Origin of the sequence: Oceanibaculum sp. (assembly GCF_022449305.1) — a bacterium.
GTDB classification, from domain to species: Bacteria; Pseudomonadota; Alphaproteobacteria; order Oceanibaculales; family Oceanibaculaceae; genus Oceanibaculum; species Oceanibaculum indicum.
On the sequence record NZ_JAKUSO010000063.1, the window covers coordinates 1 to 20,506 of the forward strand.

General features: G+C 65.2%; 22 protein-coding genes and 1 pseudogene. 11 read left to right on the forward strand and 12 right to left on the reverse strand.

Annotated features, from left to right (window positions below; all coding sequences use genetic code 11):
- The 3 genes and pseudogenes from MK313_RS15160 to MK313_RS15170 form a co-directional block, all read left to right on the forward strand.
- Positions 1 to 590 (forward strand): annotated as a pseudogene (locus MK313_RS15160) (vitamin B12-dependent ribonucleotide reductase); the annotation flags it as partial.
- Positions 591 to 906: 316 nt separating this feature from the next.
- Positions 907 to 1,512, forward strand: coding sequence for a DUF2062 domain-containing protein (locus tag MK313_RS15165; protein ID WP_183077897.1), 606 nt, complete (start codon positions 907 to 909; stop codon positions 1,510 to 1,512).
- A gap of 51 nt (positions 1,513 to 1,563) precedes the next feature.
- Positions 1,564 to 2,031, forward strand: coding sequence for a RidA family protein (locus MK313_RS15170; protein ID WP_287782640.1), 468 nt, complete (start codon positions 1,564 to 1,566; stop codon positions 2,029 to 2,031).
- Positions 2,032 to 2,041: 10 nt separating this feature from the next.
- Here MK313_RS15170 and MK313_RS15175 read toward each other — a convergent pair whose 3' ends face one another.
- The 8 genes from MK313_RS15175 to gatC are packed head-to-tail and all read right to left on the reverse strand — an operon-like array spanning position 2,042 to position 9,438.
- Entirely contained in the window at positions 2,042 to 2,491 is a 450-nt protein-coding gene (locus tag MK313_RS15175; protein WP_287782642.1) for a hypothetical protein, read from the reverse strand.
- A 7-nt stretch (positions 2,492 to 2,498) separates the two neighbouring features.
- Positions 2,499 to 2,783: an acylphosphatase gene (locus tag MK313_RS15180; protein ID WP_287782644.1), complete on the reverse strand. Its 285-nt coding sequence runs from the start codon at positions 2,781 to 2,783 to the stop codon at positions 2,499 to 2,501.
- A gap of 22 nt (positions 2,784 to 2,805) precedes the next feature.
- Positions 2,806 to 3,504 carry an ATP12 family chaperone protein gene (locus MK313_RS15185; RefSeq protein ID WP_287782646.1) on the reverse strand — a complete coding sequence of 233 codons (699 nt, stop codon included), beginning with the start codon at positions 3,502 to 3,504 and terminating at the stop codon, positions 2,806 to 2,808.
- 11 nt (positions 3,505 to 3,515) lie between these two features.
- Complete coding sequence (locus tag MK313_RS15190; protein ID WP_287782648.1) at positions 3,516 to 5,528, reverse strand: AsmA family protein; 2,013 nt, start codon at positions 5,526 to 5,528, stop codon at positions 3,516 to 3,518.
- 2 nt (positions 5,529 to 5,530) lie between these two features.
- Entirely contained in the window at positions 5,531 to 6,205 is a 675-nt protein-coding gene (locus tag MK313_RS15195) for an HAD-IA family hydrolase (protein WP_287782650.1), read from the reverse strand.
- A 5-nt stretch (positions 6,206 to 6,210) separates the two neighbouring features.
- Complete coding sequence (gatB, locus tag MK313_RS15200) at positions 6,211 to 7,668, reverse strand: Asp-tRNA(Asn)/Glu-tRNA(Gln) amidotransferase subunit GatB (protein WP_287782652.1); 1,458 nt, start codon at positions 7,666 to 7,668, stop codon at positions 6,211 to 6,213.
- 4 nt (positions 7,669 to 7,672) lie between these two features.
- Complete coding sequence (gene gatA, locus MK313_RS15205; RefSeq protein WP_287782654.1) at positions 7,673 to 9,151, reverse strand: Asp-tRNA(Asn)/Glu-tRNA(Gln) amidotransferase subunit GatA; 1,479 nt, start codon at positions 9,149 to 9,151, stop codon at positions 7,673 to 7,675.
- Positions 9,151 to 9,438 (reverse strand): Asp-tRNA(Asn)/Glu-tRNA(Gln) amidotransferase subunit GatC, encoded by a 288-nt coding sequence (gatC, locus tag MK313_RS15210; RefSeq protein ID WP_008945976.1) that lies wholly within the window; start codon positions 9,436 to 9,438, stop codon positions 9,151 to 9,153. Before gatC ends, gatA begins: the two co-directional genes overlap by 1 nt.
- 81 nt (positions 9,439 to 9,519) lie before the next feature.
- Here gatC and ruvX point away from each other — a divergent pair, with 81 nt between their 5' ends.
- The 4 genes from ruvX (at position 9,520) to MK313_RS15230 (ending at position 12,690) form a co-directional block, all read left to right on the forward strand.
- Entirely contained in the window at positions 9,520 to 10,020 is a 501-nt protein-coding gene (ruvX, locus tag MK313_RS15215) for a Holliday junction resolvase RuvX (RefSeq protein ID WP_287782656.1), read from the forward strand.
- An 11-nt stretch (positions 10,021 to 10,031) separates the two neighbouring features.
- A complete protein-coding gene (locus MK313_RS15220; RefSeq protein ID WP_008945974.1) occupies positions 10,032 to 10,958 on the forward strand; it encodes an AEC family transporter in 927 nt (308 codons plus the stop codon).
- A gap of 70 nt (positions 10,959 to 11,028) precedes the next feature.
- Complete coding sequence (locus MK313_RS15225) at positions 11,029 to 12,279, forward strand: CaiB/BaiF CoA transferase family protein (protein WP_287782659.1); 1,251 nt, start codon at positions 11,029 to 11,031, stop codon at positions 12,277 to 12,279.
- A gap of 24 nt (positions 12,280 to 12,303) precedes the next feature.
- A complete protein-coding gene (locus MK313_RS15230) occupies positions 12,304 to 12,690 on the forward strand; it encodes a RidA family protein (protein WP_008945972.1) in 387 nt (128 codons plus the stop codon).
- 3 nt (positions 12,691 to 12,693) lie between these two features.
- Here the strand turns inward: MK313_RS15230 and MK313_RS15235 are convergent, their stop codons facing one another.
- The gene (locus MK313_RS15235) at positions 12,694 to 13,314 is read right to left on the reverse strand and encodes a DUF6445 family protein (RefSeq protein ID WP_287782661.1); all 621 of its coding nucleotides are present in this window, start codon (positions 13,312 to 13,314) and stop codon (positions 12,694 to 12,696) included.
- 150 nt (positions 13,315 to 13,464) lie between these two features.
- Here MK313_RS15235 and MK313_RS15240 point away from each other — a divergent pair, with 150 nt between their 5' ends.
- Genes MK313_RS15240 through plsY form a run of 3 tightly spaced genes read left to right on the forward strand, consistent with a single transcriptional unit; the run spans position 13,465 to position 16,389 of the window.
- Positions 13,465 to 14,478, forward strand: a complete 1,014-nt coding sequence (locus MK313_RS15240; protein WP_287782663.1) for an aspartate carbamoyltransferase catalytic subunit — start codon at positions 13,465 to 13,467, stop codon at positions 14,476 to 14,478.
- Complete coding sequence (locus MK313_RS15245; protein ID WP_287782665.1) at positions 14,475 to 15,758, forward strand: dihydroorotase; 1,284 nt, start codon at positions 14,475 to 14,477, stop codon at positions 15,756 to 15,758. Before MK313_RS15240 ends, MK313_RS15245 begins: the two co-directional genes overlap by 4 nt.
- A gap of 22 nt (positions 15,759 to 15,780) precedes the next feature.
- Positions 15,781 to 16,389 (forward strand): glycerol-3-phosphate 1-O-acyltransferase PlsY, encoded by a 609-nt coding sequence (gene plsY / locus MK313_RS15250; RefSeq protein WP_407669830.1) that lies wholly within the window; start codon positions 15,781 to 15,783, stop codon positions 16,387 to 16,389.
- Positions 16,390 to 16,460: 71 nt separating this feature from the next.
- Here the strand turns inward: plsY and MK313_RS15255 are convergent, their stop codons facing one another.
- Positions 16,461 to 16,649: a hypothetical protein gene (locus MK313_RS15255; protein ID WP_121218849.1), complete on the reverse strand. Its 189-nt coding sequence runs from the start codon at positions 16,647 to 16,649 to the stop codon at positions 16,461 to 16,463.
- Between the two features lie 126 nt (positions 16,650 to 16,775).
- On the opposite strand from MK313_RS15255, the gene MK313_RS15260 reads away from it, so the two are divergent.
- Positions 16,776 to 18,467 (forward strand): putative bifunctional diguanylate cyclase/phosphodiesterase, encoded by a 1,692-nt coding sequence (locus MK313_RS15260; protein WP_287782668.1) that lies wholly within the window; start codon positions 16,776 to 16,778, stop codon positions 18,465 to 18,467.
- Positions 18,468 to 18,508: 41 nt separating this feature from the next.
- Here MK313_RS15260 and MK313_RS15265 read toward each other — a convergent pair whose 3' ends face one another.
- Complete coding sequence (locus MK313_RS15265; protein ID WP_287782670.1) at positions 18,509 to 19,852, reverse strand: flagellar hook protein FlgE; 1,344 nt, start codon at positions 19,850 to 19,852, stop codon at positions 18,509 to 18,511.
- An 81-nt stretch (positions 19,853 to 19,933) separates the two neighbouring features.
- Positions 19,934 to 20,506, reverse strand: a 573-nt coding sequence (locus MK313_RS15270; RefSeq protein ID WP_287782672.1) for a flagellar hook assembly protein FlgD, incomplete at its 5' end; no start/stop codon positions are given.

Sequence of the window (20,506 nt, forward strand, 5' to 3'; positions counted from 1 at the left end):
TGGACGAGTATGTAGATGCCTTCACCTTCACCCGGTTCGAGCCGTCGGGCATGGTCGAGGGCAATGACGCAATCAAGATGGCGACTTCCATCCTGGACTATATCTTCCGGGAACTGGCGGTCAGCTATCTGGGCCGCACCGACCTTGCCCATGCCGAGCCGGCCGATCTGGCGCCGGATACGGTGGGGCGCGGCACCGGCGATGCGACCCGCGCGGAGGACGAGGCGCTTGCCGCCGTCGAGCGGGTGACCAGCCGCGGCTTCGTGCGCAACAACCTCGTCGTGTTCACCGGCGGCCTGACGGAAACCGCCAAGGCCAACGGCACCAACGGCTATCACGCCCACGGACACGACCATCATGCGCATGGCCACGATCATGGCCTCGCCACGACCACCACGCGAACCACGGCGGCGGTGTCGGTCAGCCAGGAAGTGATCGAGGCGGTGGACGCCAAGTTCGACAAGATCCGCGAGGCGCGCATGAAGGGCTATGAAGGCGACAGCTGCCCGGAATGCGGCAACTTCACGCTGGTGCGCAACGGCACCTGCCTGAAGTGCGACACCTGCGGCGGCACCACCGGCTGCTCGTAAGGCGCGGGGACGAATTTCCGGCGACGCAGCAGCCCCTTATTGCCTCCTCTGTCGTCACTGGATGGGGGCCGCCAGAATGGCGGCCCCCTTTTTCGTTGCCCGGCTTTTTTCGCAGCGATTTGATTTTCAAGCCATTTTCCGCATAACGGAATTATATTGCGCAGCAGCATCCGAATCCGCCATTGCGCGGGGCCATGCTTCCCCTATTTTAGAAGCAGGAACCGAGGAAAACCCTTCCCGCATTGGGGTATGGAGGCGTGTCCTGGCCAAGGGACGCAAACAAGGCTGGTTGACCCGATTTATGCGGACGGCGCGCATGAAGCTCGTCGTGCCGATGAAGCGCGTCGGTTCCCAGCACCCGCCGGAATATACCGCGCGCGCGGTCGGCGTCGGTCTTGCCTGGGCCTTCACGCCGCTGGTCGGCGCGCAGATGTTCACCGTCTTCCTGACCTGGCTGATCGCCCGCCGCTTCAAGTGGGAGTTCAGCCTGATCGTCTCGGCGGCCTGGACATGGATCACCAATGTGGCGACGCTGGTGCCGTCCTATTACCTGTTCTATGTGACTGGCGAATTCCTGCTCGGCCGCGACGGGCACAACACCGGCTATGACCAGTTCGCCCAGCAGTATGAGAGTGAAGCCGCTGCAACGGCGACCAGCTGGTGGGATTCGGTGCTGGGCTTCGCCGACATGATGACAAGCTGGGGCCAGTCAATGCTGGTCGGCTGCATCCCCTATGTAATCTTTTTTGGCCTGGTCGGCTACAAGCTGTCGCTGATCTTCGTTGTCCGCCACCGTGCGGCCAAGAAGGAACGGCAGGCACAGCGCCGCAAGCTGCGGCTGGACGCGGTGAAGCAGACCGTCGCCAGCACGCTGGAAGCCCGCGGCCAGAGGGATTATGGTGCCCTTCGCAACGAACAGTGACGGCAGCCGTCGCCACTGATTCCTGACGACAGAAACGAACGAGGATTTGCCATGTCCGGACGTATCGACGCCCGCCTGAAGGAACTCGGCATCGAACTGCCTGCCGCCGCAGCACCTGCGGCCAACTACGTGCCCTATGTGGTCAGCGGCAACATGATCTTCGTCTCCGGCCAGATCCCGGTCCTGAACGGCGATATCAAGTTCAAGGGCAAGGTCGGCACCGACATCACCGTCGAGCAGGGCCAGCAGTCCGCCCGGCTGTGCGCGCTGAACCTTATCGCCCAGGCCCGCCAGGCCGCCGGCGGCGATCTCGACCGCATCGCCCGCGTGGTGAAGCTGGGCGGCTTCGTGGCCTGTGAGGCCTCTTTCACCGACCAGCCGGAAGTCATCAACGGTGCGTCGGACCTGATGGTGCAGGTCTTCGGCGATGCCGACCGTCATGCCCGCTTCGCGGTCGGCGCCAATGTGCTGCCGCGCAATGTGGCGACCGAGGTCGAGGCGATCTTCGAACTCGCCTAAGCCTTCCCGGTTACCCCTTCAGGGCTTTAAACAACAGCTCCACGGCCCGCCGCGCCTCGGCTTCGAGGTGCTGGCGGTCCTGTATCTGGTCGCGGACAGTCAGCGCCGTCCGCCCTTCCTCATGCACCAGATCGTTACGCCGGTTGCGCAGCCACACATAATCGCGCCCGAAGCGGATATCGTTCAGCGCGATCCCGGTCTCCTCCCCCGCCAGCTCGCGGTCGGCAAGGTCGGCGTCCAGCACGGTCTGCGCCAGGATGATGGCGGCCGCCCAGGCGCCGGCGCAGAAGGAAAGCTGCAGGTCGATCAGCAGCGCCTCCGCCTGCGCGCCTATGGGTATGGGCGCGCCGATAGCCGTATCCTCATCCCCCAGCGCGTCATCCAGCCGGCGCTGGAACCAGGCCTGGCGTTCCTGCCAGAGGCGTTGCGAGGGTGCTGCGAGAAGGGGCTGGATATCCATGCGGTTCCTACGCCGTCGGCAGCTGCTCGAAGCCGGTGCCGACATCGGTCGGGGCAGTCTCGGTCACGATGACCTCATCCACGCGGGCGGCAGGCGGGCCCTTCCGGCAGGCTTCGATCATCGCCTCGACGGCCGAGGCCGGCCCGACCAGCACCGCCTCCACCGAGCCATCCCGGCGATTGCGTACCCAGCCGCGCAGGCCCAGCGCCTGCGCCTCGCGCACCGTCCAGGCGCGGTACCAGACCCCCTGGACCCGGCCCTGAATCGACAGACTGACTGCCTGCTCCTGCATGGCTATCCCCGGATGGCTTTGTCTAACTCAGGCGGCACAGCGACAGGAAGAGCGTTGCCGCCTCGATATCGCGCATCAGCAGCGCGCGGCGCTTGCGCGCCTCCTCATCCTCGCCCCATTGCTCGATCTGGAAAGTCTCGTCGAGCTGCGAGGTCGAAAACGCCTCCTCCGCGGAAATCCGGCCATGCCGTACCGCCAGCGCCACGATCAGCGAGCCGCAGGACGCCGTGAGGCTGGCCAGCGCTGTCAGCTCCAGGTCGGACAGGGCGTCCAGCGCCCGGCGCACACCGATCAGTGCCGGTTCCGGCTGGCGCGCCGGCATGATGCCGGCGGTCACCTGGAACGGTGCCTCGAAGGTCTCGTTCGCCCAGTCCAGCAGCGGCTGCCAGGTCGCCACCTGCCGGGCCACCAGATCCTCCGGCTCCTCCGCGTGATAGCAGAGCAGGTCGGTCTCGGCATAGCCGACCAATTCCTCGATCACCGCCGCGCGTTCCTTGGAGACTCGGTCGATGGCGGTCGCGGCAAGCTGCGTCAGTGGCATGTCGGCCGGCCTGATCTCCTCGGCCTGCGCCTGCCATTCGGCGGCAATCGCCTCGGCCAGTGCCGCCGTCGGCAGTACCATCTCCGCCTTGGCCGGCGTGCGGATCGGCTTGCCATCCAGCGTGACGCGATGGCCGTCCACCGCCGAGGCGATGCCGGCCTGCTTGTAGAAACGCTTCAAAGACCCCTCTCCTATCGGCCGAGCAGATTCTTGAACAGGCCGGGGATGCTACCCGGCTGCTGCTGTTGGTCCTGCTGCTGAGTACCACCGCTACTGCCGCTCTTGCCAGCGTCCGGATTGTCCAGATTGGCGATGGCCTGCGCACAGGGGCTCTCGCCACTGCCGGAGGACAGGAACGGCACCAGCAGGCCCAGCGGGTTCACCATGGTGCCGGCCACGGCACCGGCGACGCCGGTCGCCAGCGCCACCGGGTCCGGCGAGAAGCTGGGGTTGGCGAAGCTGCCGCTGATCAGGATCGGCGTCGCCAGGCTGATGAGGCTCTTATCCTTCGGCGAGGGCGTTAGCTTCATGTCCAGCTGTTCCGTCCCCAGATTGGCCGTGCCGGTGCCGACGATGGTGACACGGCTGGTATCCATCAGCATGACGCGGTTGGTGGCCACGCCCTTGGCAATATCGATGCGGGTGACGATGCAGTTCAGGTTGGCTTCCTGCGCCGTGTTGCCGGGCAGCAGCTTCGGCACCAGATCGGCGGCAATAAGCTCGAAATACTTACTGTTGACCGTGCCGTCCTGCAGGATATTGCGGATCTGACCGTCCAGGCTGGCGGCGATGGCGCGTGGGCTTGCCCCACGTCCAGCCAGCTGCCAGCTGGCATCGGTGTTGGCCGTCAGCATGTCGCTGTCGGCGGCGGCTTTCAGCAGCGCGCCCATATCCAGCTTCTCGACCTTGCCCTCGACGGTCAGCTGCGGCGTCTGGCCGGCGGCATTCAGCCGCAAATTCTGCTCGATCTTGCCGCCGAAGGCGGTCAGCACCAGCGGCTTCAGGTTCAGGTCGCCATTGGCCAGAGACAGCTTCGCCGACAGGTCGGTCATCTCGCCATTCTTCAGCAGCACCTTCGCCGCCTTGTAGTCGAGAGTGGCGTCGAACGATTTCAGCGCGTCCAGCGGCAGAGGATCGTTCGGAATGACGCGGCCATCGCCGCCGGCAACGGGCGCAGCACTTGCAGAAGCGCCCTCATCACCACCGATGAAAGGCGCCAGGTCGAGCGCATCGCTGGCGAGCGACCCGGTAAGCGCGGGCCGGGTACCGCCCAGCTTCACCGACAGGCCGCCAGCCAGATCAGTGCGGCCCAGCTTCAGCGACAGCGGCTCCAGCTTCAGCGCCTTGCCGTCGCCCGAGACCTGCGCCTTCAGATCGAAGGCACCGAGTTGCGGCAGATCGCCTGCGACCGGCTTCAGTCCTGAGAAATCCTTGCCGCTGGCGGAGAGCGAGAGGTTGAACGGCCCGGTAGCACTGGCCGCCGCCGTCCCGGAGAGTGCCAGGTCGATGCCGAGCGCGCGGCCTTCCAGATCGATGGGAACCGGACGACCCGTCGTCAGCGCGTCGATGCTGCCGACCGTGCCGGACAGCGCCGCCGCCATTTCCTGATACTGGATATCGAGATCGAGCTTGTTGAGATTGCCCGACGGTTCGAGCGCCAGGCGGTTCACCGTCAGCTTCTGTTCAGTGCCGGCGGCGGCATCTTTCAGCACCAGCACGCTGCGCTCGATGGTCAAGTCGCGGAAGGCGATATCTGCCCCGCCGCCGCCCGTCTCACCCGACTGCGCGCCACTCTGGCCGGCCGGCTTCGCCTCGCCGAACTGCCAGTTGCCACGCCCCTGCCGGTTGGTCTCCAGCAGGATGTCGGCGTCGCGCACAACCAGCTCGCGGATATCGACCTGGCCGCTGATGAGCGGCAGCAACGCCACCGAAACCTGCAGTTCGCCGATGCGCGCCATCTCCGGACGGCTACCCCATTCGGCGTTGGAGAAGGTCACCGATTTGGCACCCAGTACCGGCGTCAGCGAGATGCCGACATCGAGGTCGCCGGCAATGGCGAGCGTCCGTCCGGTGGAAGCCGAAACCTGCTCCGCGATCTGCCGCTTCACATCCTCGGAATCGATGGATTTGACGACGACAACCACCGCGACAACCAGTGCGATGAGCAGGACGCCGACGATCTTGGCGATGGTCTTCAGGCGCATGGTCAGTCCTCCCGGTTTAGCAGGGTGGCGGCCAGTGCTGGATAGTCATGCACCAGATGGTGCGCCCCGGCGGCCTGCAGCATCTCCGCCGAATGGTACCCCCAGGACACGCCAACGGCCAGAGTGCCGGCCGCCCGTGCCATCTCGATATCGTAGCTGGTATCGCCGATCATCACCGTATCCGCCGCTTCCACGCCGATTTCCGACATGGCGGAGGTCAGCATGAAAGGGTGCGGTTTGCCCGGCCCGTCATCGGCGGTGCGCAGCACCACGAAGCGGTCGCGCAGCCCGTGCATGTCCAGTACCGCAAGCAGGCCGCGCTTTGCCTTGCCGGTGGCGATGCCCAGCAGCCAGCCAGCGGCGGCCAGCCTGTCCAGTGTTTCAACGACGCCGGGATAGAGCGGTTCCCAATGGTCGGGCCGGTGGCGCATTTCGAAGAAGACTGACCTGTAGGCCTCGGTCAGCCCGTCATGCAGCGCGTCATCGCCATCCGGGGCCAGCCGCGCCAGCGCCTGGCGCAGCGGCAGGCCGATACCAGTGCGCACCAGCTCCGCCGGCGGGGGCGGCAGATCGTGGCGGGCGAACGCGGCCTGCGCCGCCGCCACAATGTGATGCTGGCTGTCAACCAGCGTGCCGTCGCAGTCGAAGACCGCGAACTTCAGGGCAGTGGCGGACATGGCCGTCAGGCCAGCTTGCTTTTCAGCAGCTCGTTCACCATCCCCGGATTGGCCTTACCCTGGCTGGCCTTCATCACCTGGCCGACGAAGAAGCCGAACAGCTTGTCCTTGCCCGACTTGTATTCCGCCACCTTGTCCTGGTTGGCGGCCAGCACCTCGTCGATCACCTTCTCGATGGCGCCGGTGTCGGAGACCTGCTTCAGCCCCTTCTCCTCGATGATCGCATCGGCATCCTTGCCGGTCTCGAACATTTCGGCGAACACGTCCTTGGCGATGCGGCCGGAGATCGTGCCGTCCTTGATGCGGGCGATCATCTTGCCCAGCGAATCGGCCGAGACCGGGCTGTCGGCGATGTCCTTGCCGGCAGTGTTCAGCTGGCCGAACAGTTCGGTGATGACCCAGTTGGCTGCCAGCTTGGCGTCGCCGCTGGATGTGACGACCTTCTCGTAGAAGCCGGAGGTTTCCTGCTCCGCCACCAGCACGCCGGCATCATAGGCCGACAGGCCGTAATCCTGCATGAAGCGCTGCTTCTTCGCATCCGGCAGTTCCGGCAGGCTGGCCTTGATCGCCGCGATCCGCTCCTCGGTCAGAACCAGCGGCAGCAGGTCGGGATCGGGGAAATAGCGGTAATCATGCGCATGTTCCTTGGAGCGCATGGAGCGGGTCACCCCCTGGCGCGAATCGAACAGGCGGGTTTCCTGATCGATGATGCCGCCCTCCTCGATCACCTCGACCTGGCGGCGCGCCTCATACTCGATGGCCTGCTTCACGAAGCGGATCGAGTTCACATTCTTGATTTCGCAGCGCGTGCCGAAGGGATCGCCGGCCTTGCGCACCGACACGTTGGCGTCGCAGCGCATGGAGCCTTCCTCCATGTTGCCGTCGCAGGTGCCGAGATAGCGCAGGATGGCACGCAGCTTGGTGAGATAGGCCGCCGCCTCGTCGCCCGAGCGCAGATCCGGCTTGGAGACGATCTCCATCAGCGCCACGCCGGAGCGGTTCAGGTCGATGTAGCTCTTGCTCGGATGCTGGTCGTGCAGGCTCTTGCCGGCATCCTGCTCCAGATGCAGCCGCTCGATGCCGATTTCCCGGGTCGTGCCGTCCGGCAGGTCAACCAGCACGATGCCCTCGCCGACGATCGGCTTCTCGTATTGCGAGATCTGATAGCCCTGCGGCAGGTCGGCATAGAAGTAGTTCTTGCGGGCGAACACGCTGGTCCGGTTGATCGCCGCATTCAGGCCGAGGCCGGTCTTGATCGCCTGATCGACGCAGACCTTGTTGATGACCGGCAGCATGCCCGGCATCGCCGCATCGACGAGGCTGACCTGGCTGTTCGGCTCCGCGCCGAAGGCCGCCGAGGCACCGGAGAACAGCTTGGCGTTGGAGGTGACCTGCGCGTGCACTTCCAGGCCGATGACGACCTCCCAGGTGCCCGTGCGTCCCTCGATCAGCAATCCGCTCATGCTCTTATTCTCCCGCCAGGAAGGCCGGCTTCGCGCCGAACGCGGCAGCCTTCTCGATCACCCGTCCGACCTTCAGCACCGTCTCCTCGTCGAAGGCCTTGCCCAGCACCTGCAGCCCCAGCGGCAGCCCGTCGGTGGAAACGCCCGACGGTACAGAGAGGCCCGGAATACCGGCCAGGTTCGCCGGCACGGTGAACACGTCCTGCATGTACATGGCGACCGGATCGTCCATCTTCTCGCCGATGGCGAAGGCCGCCGAGGGCGAGGTCGGCGTCAGGATGACGTCGCACTGCTGGTAGGCCTTGCGGAAATCCTCGGCGATCAGCGTGCGGATCTTCTGCGCCTTCAGGTAATAGGCGTCGTAATATCCCGCCGACAGCACATAGGTGCCGATCAGCACGCGGCGCTTCACCTCCGCTCCGAAGCCGGCGGCGCGGCTGTTCTCATAGAGACCGTCCAGCGTGTCGCCCGCGACGCGCAGCCCGTAGCGCACGCCGTCATAGCGCGCCAGGTTGGACGACGCCTCCGCCGGCGCGATGATGTAGTAGGTCGGCAACGCGTGCTTGGTGTGCGGCAGGCTGACCTCGACCGGCTCCATGCCCGCCGCCTTCAGCCAGTCGATGCCCTGCTGCCACTGCTGCTCGATCTCGGCCGGCATGCCCTCGACGCGATACTCCTTCGGGATGCCGACACGCAGCCCCTTCACCGAGCCTTCCAGCGCAGCGCGGTAATTCGGCACGGCGATATCGACCGAGGTGGAATCCTTCGGATCATGCCCCGCCATGACGCCCAGCATGACCGCCGCGTCGGTGACGCTGCGGGTCATCGGCCCGGCCTGATCCAGCGAGGAGGCGAAGGCGACGATGCCCCAGCGCGAGCAGCGGCCATAGGTCGGCTTCAGCCCGACGATGCCGGTGAAGGAAGCCGGCTGGCGGATCGAGCCGCCGGTATCCGTGCCGGTCGCGGCGATGGCGGCATGCGCGGCCACGGCAGCCGCCGAGCCGCCCGAGGAGCCGCCGGGCACCAGCGGGCGGTTGTCGCCCGGCTTGCGCCAGGGGCTTTCCACATTGCCGAAATGGCTGGTGATGTTGGCCGAGCCCATGGCGAACTCGTCCAGATTCAGCTTGCCCAGCATGACCGCACCGGCGTCCCACAGCTTCTGCGTGACAGTCGATTCATAGGTCGGCGTGAAGCCTTCCAGAATGTGGCTGCCCGCCGTGGTCTGCACGCCCCTGGTGCAATACAGATCCTTGATGCCAAGCGGCAGCCCGTCCATGGCGCCGGCATCGCCCTTGGCGCGCCGCGCGTCGGACGCCTTCGCCATGTCGAGCGCCTGTTCCGGCGTCTCCACGATATAGGCGTTCAGGTGGCGCGCCTGCTCCATCGCCTTCACATAGGCGCCGGTCAGCTCAGCGCTGGAGAAATCCTTCTTGGCGAGGCCGTCCAGTGCCTCCGCCATCGTCAGTCCGGTAAGAGACGCCATTATTCGACCACCTTCGGCACCACGTAATAGCCATGCGCCGCTTCCGGCGCGTTCGCCAGCACATCCTCCTGGATGTTGCCGTCCGTCACGGCGTCCTCGCGCTCGGGCAGCAGCCGCTCGACGACGCTGCTCATCGGCTCGACGCCGTCGGTATTCACGGCCTGCAATTGCTCGATCCAGTCCAGGATGCCGGACAGCTCCTTGGTATAGAGGTCCAGCTCTTCCTCGTTGAGTTTAATGCGCGCCAGGCGGGCGACATTCGCGACGGTGGCCTTGTCCATCGACATGCTGTAAGTCTTCCTCGCGGAAACGGCGGAAAGCCGCAGGATTCAGGGATTCATGAAACGCGGCGGAAAGTAGCACCGGGCATGACGCACCGCAACCCCGACACCCCAATTCCGGAAACGCCGGGAACGGCCATCGCCCGTCTGATCGCCGGGCTGAAACCGCGCCAGCGGCTGCTGGGGCTGGATGTCGGCTCCACCACCATCGGCCTGGCGATTTCCGACTTCAGCCAGGCCATCGCCACGCCGCTGGAAACCATCGCCCGCACCAAGCTGATGAAAGATATCGAGGCGCTGCGGAAGATCGTCAAGGAACGCGAGGTCGGCGCGCTGGTGATCGGCCTGCCGGTCAGCATGGACGGCACCGAGGGGACGCGCTGCCAGTCCACCCGGCAGTTCGCCCGCAACATCGAGCCGCTGGGCCTGCCCTATGGCTTCTGGGACGAACGCCTGTCCACCGCCGCCGTTACCCGGCTGATGATCGACGCCGACATGACCCGCAAGCGGCGCGGCGAGCTGGTGGACAAGATGGCCGCCGCCTACATCCTGCAAGGCGCACTGGACGCGGCGCGGCAGGCACGTTAAGCCGTCATCCCATGTCTTCCGTCCTGCCGGCCCTTGGCCCCATCTTCCTGATCATCCTGCTCGGCGCGCTGCTGCGGCGCGGGCTGATGGCGCATCTTGGCCTCACCAACGGCTTCTGGGACGCGGCGGAGCGGCTGACCTACTTCATCCTGTTCCCGGCCATGCTGCTGACCCGCACCGCGACCGCCAGCATCGGCGATCTGCAGGTGGTGCCGATGGCCGCCGCGCTGACCGCGCCGATCCTGCTTATGATCGGCGGCCTGCTGGTGATGCGCGAGCGCATCCCCATCGACACGCCGGGCTTCACCTCCATCCTGCAGGGCACGATCCGGCCGAACATTTATGTCGCGCTGGCCGCCGCAGGCGGGCTCTACGGTGCCGCCGGCAACACGCTGGTCGCCATCGCCATCGGCGTGGTCGTGCCGTTCGTGAACGTGCTTTGCGTGGTGCTGCTGACGCGGCTGATCGGCACTGCCGACCCGGGGCCGCGCGCGCTGGCGAAGGCGCTGGCCAGCAACCCGATCATCCTGTCGGTCTGCGCCGGGCTGGTGCTGAACGCGCTGGGCATCGGGCTGCCGCCGGTGATCGGCCCGACGCTGGACATCATCGGCAAGGCCGCCCTGCCGCTCGGCCTGCTCTGCGTTGGTGCAGGGCTGAATTTCAGCGCGCTGAAGGCCGGCCGCACCGGCATCGTACTGGCCACCCTGCTGAAGCTGCTGGGCCTGCCGCTGCTGGCGGCGCTGGCCTGCCTTGCCTTCGGGGTCGAGGGGGTGACCGCCAAGGTGACGATCCTGTTCAGCGCGGCTCCGGCGGCGGCTTCCTCCTACATCCTCGCCCGGCAGCTGGGCGGCGACCATCAGCTGATGGCCGGCATCCTGACCGTGCAGGTGATCGCTGCCGCCGCAACCCTGCCCCTCATCGTCATGGCGCTGCTGTAGGCTTGACGCCCCCTTCCGGTTCGGCCACCGTCGCGGACCTGTAATCGACCCAAACATCCGGCGGCATTCCATGAGCACCCCTACTCCCGGCGCGACCCCCGGTCCGATCCCCGGTCCCTTGGCCGGCATCCGCGTCTTCGACCTGACCCGCATCCTGGCCGGCCCCAGCGCCATGCAGCTGCTGGGCGACCTTGGCGCCGACATCATCAAGATCGAGCGGCCGGGACAGGGCGACGACACGCGCAAATGGGGCCCGCCCTACATCAAGGATGCCGAGGGCAACGACACCACGGAGAGTGCCTATTACCTGTGCGCCAACCGCAACAAGCGGTCGGTGACGCTGGATATCTCGAAGCCCGAGGGGCAGGCGCTGGCGAAGAAGCTGATCGCCCAGTGCGACGTGCTGGTGGAGAATTACAAGACCGGAGGCCTCGCCAAATACGGGCTGGATTATGCCAGCCTGAAAAAGGAATTCCCGCGCCTGGTCTATTGCTCGGTCACCGGCTTCGGCCAGACCGGCCCCTATGCGGAGCGCGCCGGCTACGATTTCGTGGCGCAGGGGCTGGGCGGCATCATGTCGATCACCGGCGAGGTCGAGGGCGAACCGGTGAAGGTCGGTGTCGGCATCGCCGACCTGATGTGCGGCATGCATTCCGCCGTCGCCATCCTGGCAGCGCTGCGCCACCGCGACGCTACCGGCGAGGGCCAGCATATCGATGCCTGCCTGCTGGACACCCAGGTCTCCTGGCTGGTGAACGAGGCAACCAACTATCTGGTCTCCGGCCAGGTGCCGGTGCGGCGCGGCAACGCGCACCCCAACATCGTGCCCTATCAGGTGTTCAAGGCTTCGGACGGCTACATCATCCTGGCCTGCGGCAATGACGGGCAGTACCAGCGCTTCTGTGACTTTGCCCAGGTCAACCATCTTGCGAGCGACCCGCGCTTCCTGACCAACCCGGACCGTATCCGCAACCGAGAAGAACTGATCCCGCTGATCCAGGCGGTCACCGCCACCCAGCCGGTCTCTTACTGGGTGGACGGGCTGGAGCGCTGCAACGTGCCGTGCAGCCCGGTGAACCGCATCGACCAGGTGTTCGAGGACCCGCAGGTGAAGGCGCGCGACCTGACCGTGCAGATGGACCATCCGCTGTCACCCGACCCGGTGACGATGCTGGCCTATCCGCTGAAGCTGTCGGGCACGCCCGCGACCTACCGGCTGCCGCCGCCGTTGCTGGGCCAGCATACCGACGACATCCTGTCGGATATGCTGAATATGAAGGCGGAGGATATCGCCGCCCTGCGCGAGAAGGGCGGGGTTTAACCCACACGACCGAGGAGAGCCGTCATGCTGGTGAAGCACAATCCGAAGAGTGTTCCGGCCCCGGTCGGCAGCTATGTGCAGATGGTTGAGGTGCGCGACCGTCCGCGCTGGCTGCATATCTCCGGCCAGGTCGGCGTGACGCCGGACGGCACCCTGCTGCAAGGCTTCGAGGCGCAGTGCGAGCAGGCGCTGAAGAACCTCGTCGCCTGCCTGGAAGCCGCCGGCATGAGCCTGGACGATCTGGTGAAGGTCACCATTCTGATGACCCGGCAGGAAGATGTGCCGGCCTACCGCGCCGTGCGCAAGCGCGTGCTGGGCGATGCCCAGATCGCCTCCACCCTGATGATCGTGGCGGGCCTCGTCACCCCGGACTTCCTGATCGAGATCGAGGGCGTCGCCGCCGGCGTGTGAGCCCTATTTCTTCGGCGCAGGCTGGAAGAACAGCAGCTGGATCAGCCGGCCATTCTCCGGCGTGGTGCCGAATTCGATGCCGCTGGTGTGCCACAGGAAGGGGCGGAACAGGACGCAGCGGTTGAAGCGCATCGGCAGCGTCAGGATCTTCTCCCATTTCGACAGGTCGTTGCCGTCCCGCCCGATGATCGTGTCCACCGCTGTCTGGCGCGTCGGCATCCCATAGACGCGCTGTGCCTCCTCGTCGCTGACCGGCGCGCGCTCGGTGCCGAATTCCTTGTGCCGGTAGAACTCCGTCCCGCCCTGGCAATGTTCCGGCAGGGTGAGATAGACGATGCCGGCCCACACGCAGTTCGGATCGACATGGATTTCCGCCGGGCGCGGGTCGCCGGCCAGCGCGATGCGGCACCGGCCATGCGCCATGCGGCGGTTGCCGACGACCGGCTCATGCAGGATCTGGCTGAACATCCGGTCGGTTTCCGGCGGCAGCATCGATTCCCGCGAATTCTTGCCGGGGTAGAACACGGTCCCTTCCGGCTTCGGGTAGGTCATGGAGAGCGCCTGTGCGCGGACCTCCAGCGCGTTGGTGTAGAAATCGTCGATGATGATGGTGTTCAGCAGCACGGTAGCACCTGCGAGAAAGCCCCTGGAAGCGGGCTGATACAGCAGAACGGTTACCGTTTTACGAGGGTTCCCGGCATTGCGGATTTTCGGGGCGCGGCATCGGAAAGCGCCGCTTGCGGCGGGCCTGCGCTCTGCCTATAGTCCCGGCTCATGACCGCCGATACAGATGCCCCTGCCGAACCCTGCGCCTTCTACCGCTACCGCCATTTGCTGGGCATCGAAGGGCTCCACCCGCCGGAGATCGCCGGTCTCCTGGACCTCGCCGATTCCTATGTCGAGCAGAGCCGCCGGCCGGAGAAGAAATCCGCTATCCTGCGCGGCCGCACGCTGATCAACCTGTTCTTCGAGAATTCGACGCGCACCCGCACCAGCTTCGAGCTGGCCGGCAAGCGACTGGGCGGCGATGTCATCAACATGTCGGTCGCCTCCTCCTCGGTGAAGAAGGGCGAGACACTGATCGACACGGCCATGACGCTGAACGCCATGCATTGCGACGTGCTGGTCATCCGCCATGGCGAATCGGGGGCGGTGAAGCTGCTGTCGGAGAAGGTGAACTGCGCCGTCATCAATGCCGGCGACGGCAGCCATGAGCACCCGACACAGGCGCTGCTGGACGCGCTGACCATCCGCCGCCGCAAGGGCAGGATCGACGGGCTGCAGGTCGCCATCTGCGGCGATGTCGCGCACAGCCGCGTCGCACGCTCCAACATTCATCTGCTGACCACCATGGGCGCGCGCGTGCGCGTGATCGCGCCGCCGACGCTGCTGCCTACCGCCATCGACCGGCTGGGTGTGGAGGTGTTCCACGACATGCGCGAGGGGCTGGCCGGCTGCGACATCGTGATGATGCTGCGCCTGCAGACCGAGCGGATGAAGAGCGCCTATGTCCCCTCGCAGCGGGAATATTTCCATTTCTTCGGGCTGGATTACGAGAAGCTGGGCCTCGCCAAGCCGGATGCCCTCATCATGCATCCGGGGCCAATGAATCGCGGTGTGGAGATCGATACCGACGTGGCCGACGATATCGACCGCTCGCTGATCCACCAGCAGGTGGAGATGGGCGTGGCGGTCCGCATGGCCTGCCTGGACGTGCTGGCGCAGAACCACGCCGCCTTCCTGGCCAACAAGCCGAACAGCCCGAAATCGGGGACTGGCCTTAAATGAGCAAGCGCATCCTGTTCAAGAACGCCCGGCTGATCGACCCGGCCAGCCGGCTGGACCGGCCCGGCGACCTGCTGGTCGAGGGCGAGGCCATCGCCGGCTTCGGCACGCTGGATGGCGCGACCGCTGACCAGGTGATCGATTGCGGCGGCAAGGTGCTGATGCCGGGGCTGGTCGATATGCGCGTGCAGATCCGCGAGCCCGGCGAGGAGCACAAGGAGAACCTGACCAGCGCCGCCCATGCGGCGGCGGCCGGCGGCATCACCAGCCTGGCCATGCTGCCCAACACCCAGCCGGTGATCGACGACCAGTCGCTGGTGGAATTCATCGCCCGCGAGGCGCGCAAGATCGGCCTGGTGAAGATCTTCCCCTACGCCGCCGCGACGCGCGGGCTGCAGGGCAAGGAACTGACCGAGATGGGCCTGCTGACCGGCGTCGGCGCGGTCGGCTTCAGCGATGGGGTGAAGGCAATAGCCAGCGCGCAGGTCATGCGGCTGGCGCTGTCCTACGCCCGGACTTTCGGCCAGCTGATCGTGCAGCACCCGGAAGAACCCAGCCTCACCAACGAGGCCGGCATGAATGAAAGCGAATGGGCGACGCGCCTGGGCCTGCCCGGCATACCGGCCGCCGCCGAGACCATCATGGTGGAGCGCGACCTGCGCCTGCTCGAGCTGACCGGCAGCCGACTGCATTTCGCCCATGTCTCGACTGCCGCGGCCATTGAGGCGATCCGCAAGGCCAAGGCGCGCGGGCTGAAGGTCACCTGTGACACCGCCCCGCCCTATTTCACGCTGAACGAGACCGCTGTCGGCGATTATCGCACTTTCGCGAAACTGTCGCCGCCGCTGCGCAGCGAGGCGGACCGACAGGCCGTACTGGACGGCATCGCCGATGGCACCATCGACGCGATTGCCAGCGACCACAGCCCGCACGACCAGGATTCCAAGCGCCTGCCCTTCGCCCAGGCGGAGGCCGGTGCGGTGGGGCTGGAGACGCTGCTGGCGCTGACCCTCGCCCCCGTCCACCAGAACAAGATGGAGCTGATGGCCGTGCTCGCAGCGCTCACCTGCAAGCCGGCTTCGATCCTGGGGCTGAAGCTGGGTCAGTTGCAGGAAGGCTGGCCGGCTGACCTGGCGCTGGTCGATCTTGACCGGCCCTGGCGCATTGAGGCCGCGAAATTCCGCTCGAAATCGAAAAACAGCCCGTTCGATACGCTGCCGGTACAGGGCCGCGCCCTGCGCACCATGGTGAACGGCAAGACGATCTTCGAGCTGGACGCCTGAGGCAACTGCCATGCCGGACCCTTTGGGCGATCTCTCCTATACCTGGCCGTTCTACGCGGCGGCTCTGTTCGGCTATCTGCTGGGCTCCATCCCGTTCGGGCTGGTGCTGACAAAGCTGGCCGGGCTGGGCGATATCCGCAAGGTCGGTTCCGGCAATATCGGCGCCACCAACGTGCTACGCACCGGCAGCAGGAAGCTGGCCGCCGCCACGCTGCTGCTGGATGGGGCGAAGGGCGCCGTGGCGTTGCTTATTGCTGGCATCTGGGGGCCGGACATGGCGGTGCTGGCAGCCGCCGGCGCCATGCTGGGGCATTGCTTCCCGATCTGGCTGAAATTCAATGGCGGCAAGGGCGTGGCGACGGCGCTGGGTATCCTGATCGCTATCGCCTGGCCGGTTGGCCTGCTGGCCTGTGCGACATGGCTGGCGGTGGCGGCGCTGTTCCGCTATTCCTCGCTGGCCGCGCTGGCGGCGCTGGCGCTGGCACCGCTCTATGCCTGGTATCTGGCCGACCCGCAGCGCATGCAGCTGGCGCTGTTCATCGCCTTCCTGGTCTGGCTGCGCCACCGCAGCAACATCGTCCGCCTGCTGCGCGGGCAGGAAAGTCGCATCAGCCTCGGCAAGAAGAAGTAAGTCCCTATCGCCCAGCTGGCGAAACCGCATTTGCCGTTTCGGACGTGACTTTCATTCCGATAACGGAATAATCAGACACCCTGATGCATCATCAGGAGGACGGCCAGCAGCGCCAGCCCGCCCGCCAGCGCATAGCCGATCATAGGACGGTCCCGGAAATAGGCGCTCTTCAAGAAGCGGAACCGCAGCAACACCAGCAGAATCACAATCGCCAGCAAAGCGGCACTGTGCCAGTCGGGACGGAAATCGAACAAACTCACACCCCCCTCTGGCAAGCGTCAAGCGCAGGGCAGGCAAGCGGGCCGCACTTCCTATTAATTGTGAAAATCATTCTGTTATATATTGTTAGGAGGAACGCACTGATGCAGTGACCCCAGGATGAGGAAATGAGCATCAACCTGGCACAATCCGCAGGAAGACGGACATACGTCAAGACAGGGATAGGTAGGCTGGCGGATCACCCGCTCTTTTCCGCCGCCATAGTGCTGTGCCTTTTGGTCGTGATCACTCTGATTGTCTATCTGGCGGGCGGCACACAGAGCGCCACGCCGCATCTCTATTATATTCCCATCGTATCGGCCGCCTTCCTGTCGGGACCAGGCGGCGGCATCGCCGTGGCCCTGCTGGCCGGGCTCGTTTGCGGGCCACTCATGCCGCTCGATGCCAACGCGGGCACCGCGCAGGACACGGTCAACTGGCTGATTCGTGGCGGCGGCTTCCTGCTGATTGGCGGGCTTGCCGGACTGATAAGCCGGCAATTTGCCCGGCATATGGAGAACTTCCGGGATTTCGCCCTCCATAGCCCGACCACCGGCCTGCCGAACCGCGCCGCCCTCCTCGACCGGTTGACGGACCAGATCGACCGCAGGCCGCAGGCCGCCACCATGCTTGCCATCCTGAAAGTTCGCCTGACCAAGACCGAGGAAATCATCTCTACACTGGGTTACGATCAGGGTGAGCATCTTATGCAGCTGCTTGCAACGCGCTTGGAAAGCACGGCAGCAGGCAAGAATGGTATCTACAACATCAATCCAAGCCGGCTGGCGACGATCATTGAGGCAGAGACTGTAGAGCAGGCACAGGCCACAGCCGACGCACTGCTGGAAGACGTCCGCCGTCCGGTCATTCTGGAGGGCATCCCGGTGGCCGTCGACGCCCATATCGGCATTGCCCTATACCCGGACCATGGACAAACCGCTGTCGAACTGCTGCGTGCCGTATCGCAGGCGGCGGAAATCGCCGTTGCGCGCGATCTCGACAATTTCGTCTTCGAACCAGCCACGAGCGAGAACTTCCGCAACCGCCTGCTCCTGCTGTCCGATCTGCGCGCGGCCCCGCGGACTGCGCAGTTCATGCTGCATTACCAACCGATGATCGACCTTGGCAACGGTCAGTGTGTCGGCACCGAGGCGCTGCTGCGCTGGTGCCACCCGACACGCGGCATGATCCCGCCGGGCGAGTTCATCTCGCTTGCGGAAGCGACCGGCATGATATCGCCGCTGACCCTCTGGGTTGCGCGAACAGCCATCCGTCAGCTTAAAATCTGGCAGGAAGCTGGTATCGGCCAAGCGATCAGCATCAACCTGTCGGCCCGTGATCTCGACAATCCCCGCATGGTGAACGAGATCGAGCAGCTGCTGCGGGATTTTCAGGTCGCCCCGTCGCGCCTCATCCTTGAAGTGACGGAAAGCGCGGTCATGCACTCCTACATGACCGTCATTCCGCTCCTCGAACGGCTCACCGGCATGGGATGCAAGATCGCCATAGACGATTTCGGTACCGGCTACTCCTCGCTTGCCTGCCTGCGCCATCTACCGGCTGCAACGTTGAAGCTGGACCGTAGCTTTTGCGTCGATATCGCCACCGACACGAAGCAGCGCCACATCGTCCAGGCGACGATAGGGATGGCACATGAGCTGGAGCTGAAGATCGTCGCCGAGGGGATCGAGAATGAACAGGTGCTGAAAGAAATGCGCCAATTGGGCTGTGATATCGCGCAAGGCTACCACATCTCCCGCCCGGTGCCGGAGGCCGACTTCCGCAAATGGCTTGAGGCAAACGGAAAACCCCCGGCCTGATGGCCGGGGGTTCCGGAGGAGCAGAGCGTTCCTGACGGCGGTTACCGCTTCATACGGATCGCTTCGTCCAGCATCTCGTCGCCGGTGGTGACGATGCGGGTCGCGGCCGAATAGGCACGCTGGGCGATGATCAGGTCGGCGAATTCCTCGGCCGTATCGGCGGTGGAACTTTCCAACGTTTCCGGACGCAACTGGCCGTGGGCGCCAACACCGGGCCGGTTCAGCACCACGTCACCGGAGTTCGAGGTGATGGTGAAGGCGTTGCCGTTATCGCGGTCCAGACGCGCCTGCGCCGGGAAGGTGGCGGTCGGAATCTGGTAGATCGCGCGGGTCTGACCGTTGGCGAACACACCTGTCACCAGGCCGTTCTCGTCGATAATGACCTGATCCAGGCCGGACGGCGCGCTGCCGTCCTGGTTGGCCAGCTTCAGCTCATAGCCACCGGAGAACTGGGTCAGACCATCCGCCTGGCCCGGCGTGCCGAAGTCCAGGGTCAAGGGCAGATCGTCCGGCAGCTCAGCGCCGGAGACATCGAGGTCGGCCTGCGGGATGGTGATGTCCAGCGTGCCATCCGCGTTCAGCGTGAAGGCCGCACCCACCGCCGTGAAGGCATCGGTGCTGAGCGGGCCGGTAAGGCCGCCAGCGCCGGAGAACTGCACGGTCGCGGTGGCGCCGGCGATGGCGTTGAAGGTGCCGGTGCTGTCGGTGATACCGGCCGTCAGCGTCCATTCGTTGGCGTTGGCCGTCTTGTCCCACTGGAAGGTCAGCGTCTGCCGCGCGCCCAGCGAGTCGAAGATCGACAGGTTGGTCGATTGATGCGGCGTCACTGCGGCGTTGTCCTGACCGGCTGGCAGGTTGGCGGTGATCGCCACATTCTGCGTCGGCTGGCCGACCGAGGAGAAGCCGGCGACATTCACCGTCTGCAGGCTGGTCAGCTGGTCCTGGCTGGTGGAATTGACGATGGTGCCATCCGAATTCAGCAGCCAGCCCTGCAGGTAGTAGCCGCCGGAATTGACCAGGTTGCCGTCCTTGTCCGCCGTGAAATCACCGGCGCGGGTGAACAGGAAGCTGTCGGAATTGTTGGCCGAACTTGCCGCCTTGTTCACCACGAAGAAGCCGTTGCCGGTGATCGAGATGTCGGTCTTGCTGTCCGACGTCTGCAGCAGGCCCTGCTTCTGCGGGTCATAGAACGGCCGCAGCGTCACGCCACCGGGCGAGAAATTACGCGCCACGCTCTTCGAGGTGACGAAGTTGGAGAACCGCCCCTCGACCTCCTTGTAGCCAATCGTGTTCACGTTGGCGATGTTGTCGGAAATGATGCCGAAATTGCGGGACTGGGCGCTCAACGCCGAGATACCCGAATAGAGACCACCAAGAACGCTCATTTGCTTCTGCTCCTTCTCTCAAGGGACGGTTTCCGGCCGTCCATGCTCATGCTCTGCTCGAAAACTCTTCCGGCTGCCGTCTCAGACGGCCGACTCCTTCACTGAAATCACCTTGTCCAGCAGGATGTTCAGGCCGTCTCCCAGCGACAGGACCGGGCCCAGACCGTCAGGATCCTTGGAGATGCCGGTGACGCGCGAGGTCATGCCGATGGCCGCGCTGACGGCCTTGCCGTCACGATCCAGCGCGCTGACCCGCAGCGCATAGGCACCGTCAGGCAGCGGGTTGCCGGCATCGTCCTTGCCGTCCCAGGTGAAGTCGTGCCTGCCAGCCTCGTACTCGCCTTCCATCGTACGGACCACATTGCCCTCGGAGTCGACGATCCGCAGCGTGTTGCTGATCGCCCCTTCCGGCAGGACGTAGGTCCAGTTCGCCTCGCCTTCCTGCAGGGCCGCGATCTGGCTTTCTGCCGTCACATACTTGCCGATGTAGGTCATCGCCGAGGCCTGCTCGCCGACCACCTGCAGGGCAATCAGCGATTCCAGGTTCTGGTTCTGCTTGATCTGCTGTTCGACGCCGCTGAACATCACCAGCTGATTGGTGAATTCATGCGTATCCATCGGATTCAGCGGGTCCTGGTTCTTCAGCTGCGTCGT

Excerpts from the sequence above, each read along its gene's own strand:
- MK313_RS15170 (WP_287782640.1), top strand. The coding sequence starts at position 1,564 with ATGTCCGGACGTATCGACGCCCGCCTGAAGGAACTCGGCATCGAACTG.
- MK313_RS15245 (WP_287782665.1), top strand. The coding sequence starts at position 14,475 with ATGAGCAAGCGCATCCTGTTCAAGAACGCCCGGCTGATCGACCCGGCC.
- MK313_RS15265 (WP_287782670.1), bottom strand. The coding sequence starts at position 19,852 with ATGAGCGTTCTTGGTGGTCTCTATTCGGGTATCTCGGCGTTGAGCGCC.
- MK313_RS15220 (WP_008945974.1), top strand. The coding sequence starts at position 10,032 with ATGTCTTCCGTCCTGCCGGCCCTTGGCCCCATCTTCCTGATCATCCTG.
- MK313_RS15225 (WP_287782659.1), top strand. The coding sequence starts at position 11,029 with ATGAGCACCCCTACTCCCGGCGCGACCCCCGGTCCGATCCCCGGTCCC.
- MK313_RS15230 (WP_008945972.1), top strand. The coding sequence starts at position 12,304 with ATGCTGGTGAAGCACAATCCGAAGAGTGTTCCGGCCCCGGTCGGCAGC.
- MK313_RS15240 (WP_287782663.1), top strand. The coding sequence starts at position 13,465 with ATGACCGCCGATACAGATGCCCCTGCCGAACCCTGCGCCTTCTACCGC.
- MK313_RS15195 (WP_287782650.1), bottom strand. The coding sequence starts at position 6,205 with ATGTCCGCCACTGCCCTGAAGTTCGCGGTCTTCGACTGCGACGGCACG.
- gatA (WP_287782654.1), bottom strand. The coding sequence starts at position 9,151 with ATGGCGTCTCTTACCGGACTGACGATGGCGGAGGCACTGGACGGCCTC.
- MK313_RS15190 (WP_287782648.1), bottom strand. The coding sequence starts at position 5,528 with ATGCGCCTGAAGACCATCGCCAAGATCGTCGGCGTCCTGCTCATCGCA.
- MK313_RS15165 (WP_183077897.1), top strand. The coding sequence starts at position 907 with ATGAAGCTCGTCGTGCCGATGAAGCGCGTCGGTTCCCAGCACCCGCCG.
- MK313_RS15180 (WP_287782644.1), bottom strand. The coding sequence starts at position 2,783 with ATGCAGGAGCAGGCAGTCAGTCTGTCGATTCAGGGCCGGGTCCAGGGG.
- gatC (WP_008945976.1), bottom strand. The coding sequence starts at position 9,438 with ATGTCGATGGACAAGGCCACCGTCGCGAATGTCGCCCGCCTGGCGCGC.
- ruvX (WP_287782656.1), top strand. The coding sequence starts at position 9,520 with ATGACGCACCGCAACCCCGACACCCCAATTCCGGAAACGCCGGGAACG.
- MK313_RS15260 (WP_287782668.1), top strand. The coding sequence starts at position 16,776 with ATGAGCATCAACCTGGCACAATCCGCAGGAAGACGGACATACGTCAAG.
- MK313_RS15175 (WP_287782642.1), bottom strand. The coding sequence starts at position 2,491 with ATGGATATCCAGCCCCTTCTCGCAGCACCCTCGCAACGCCTCTGGCAG.
- gatB (WP_287782652.1), bottom strand. The coding sequence starts at position 7,668 with ATGAGCGGATTGCTGATCGAGGGACGCACGGGCACCTGGGAGGTCGTC.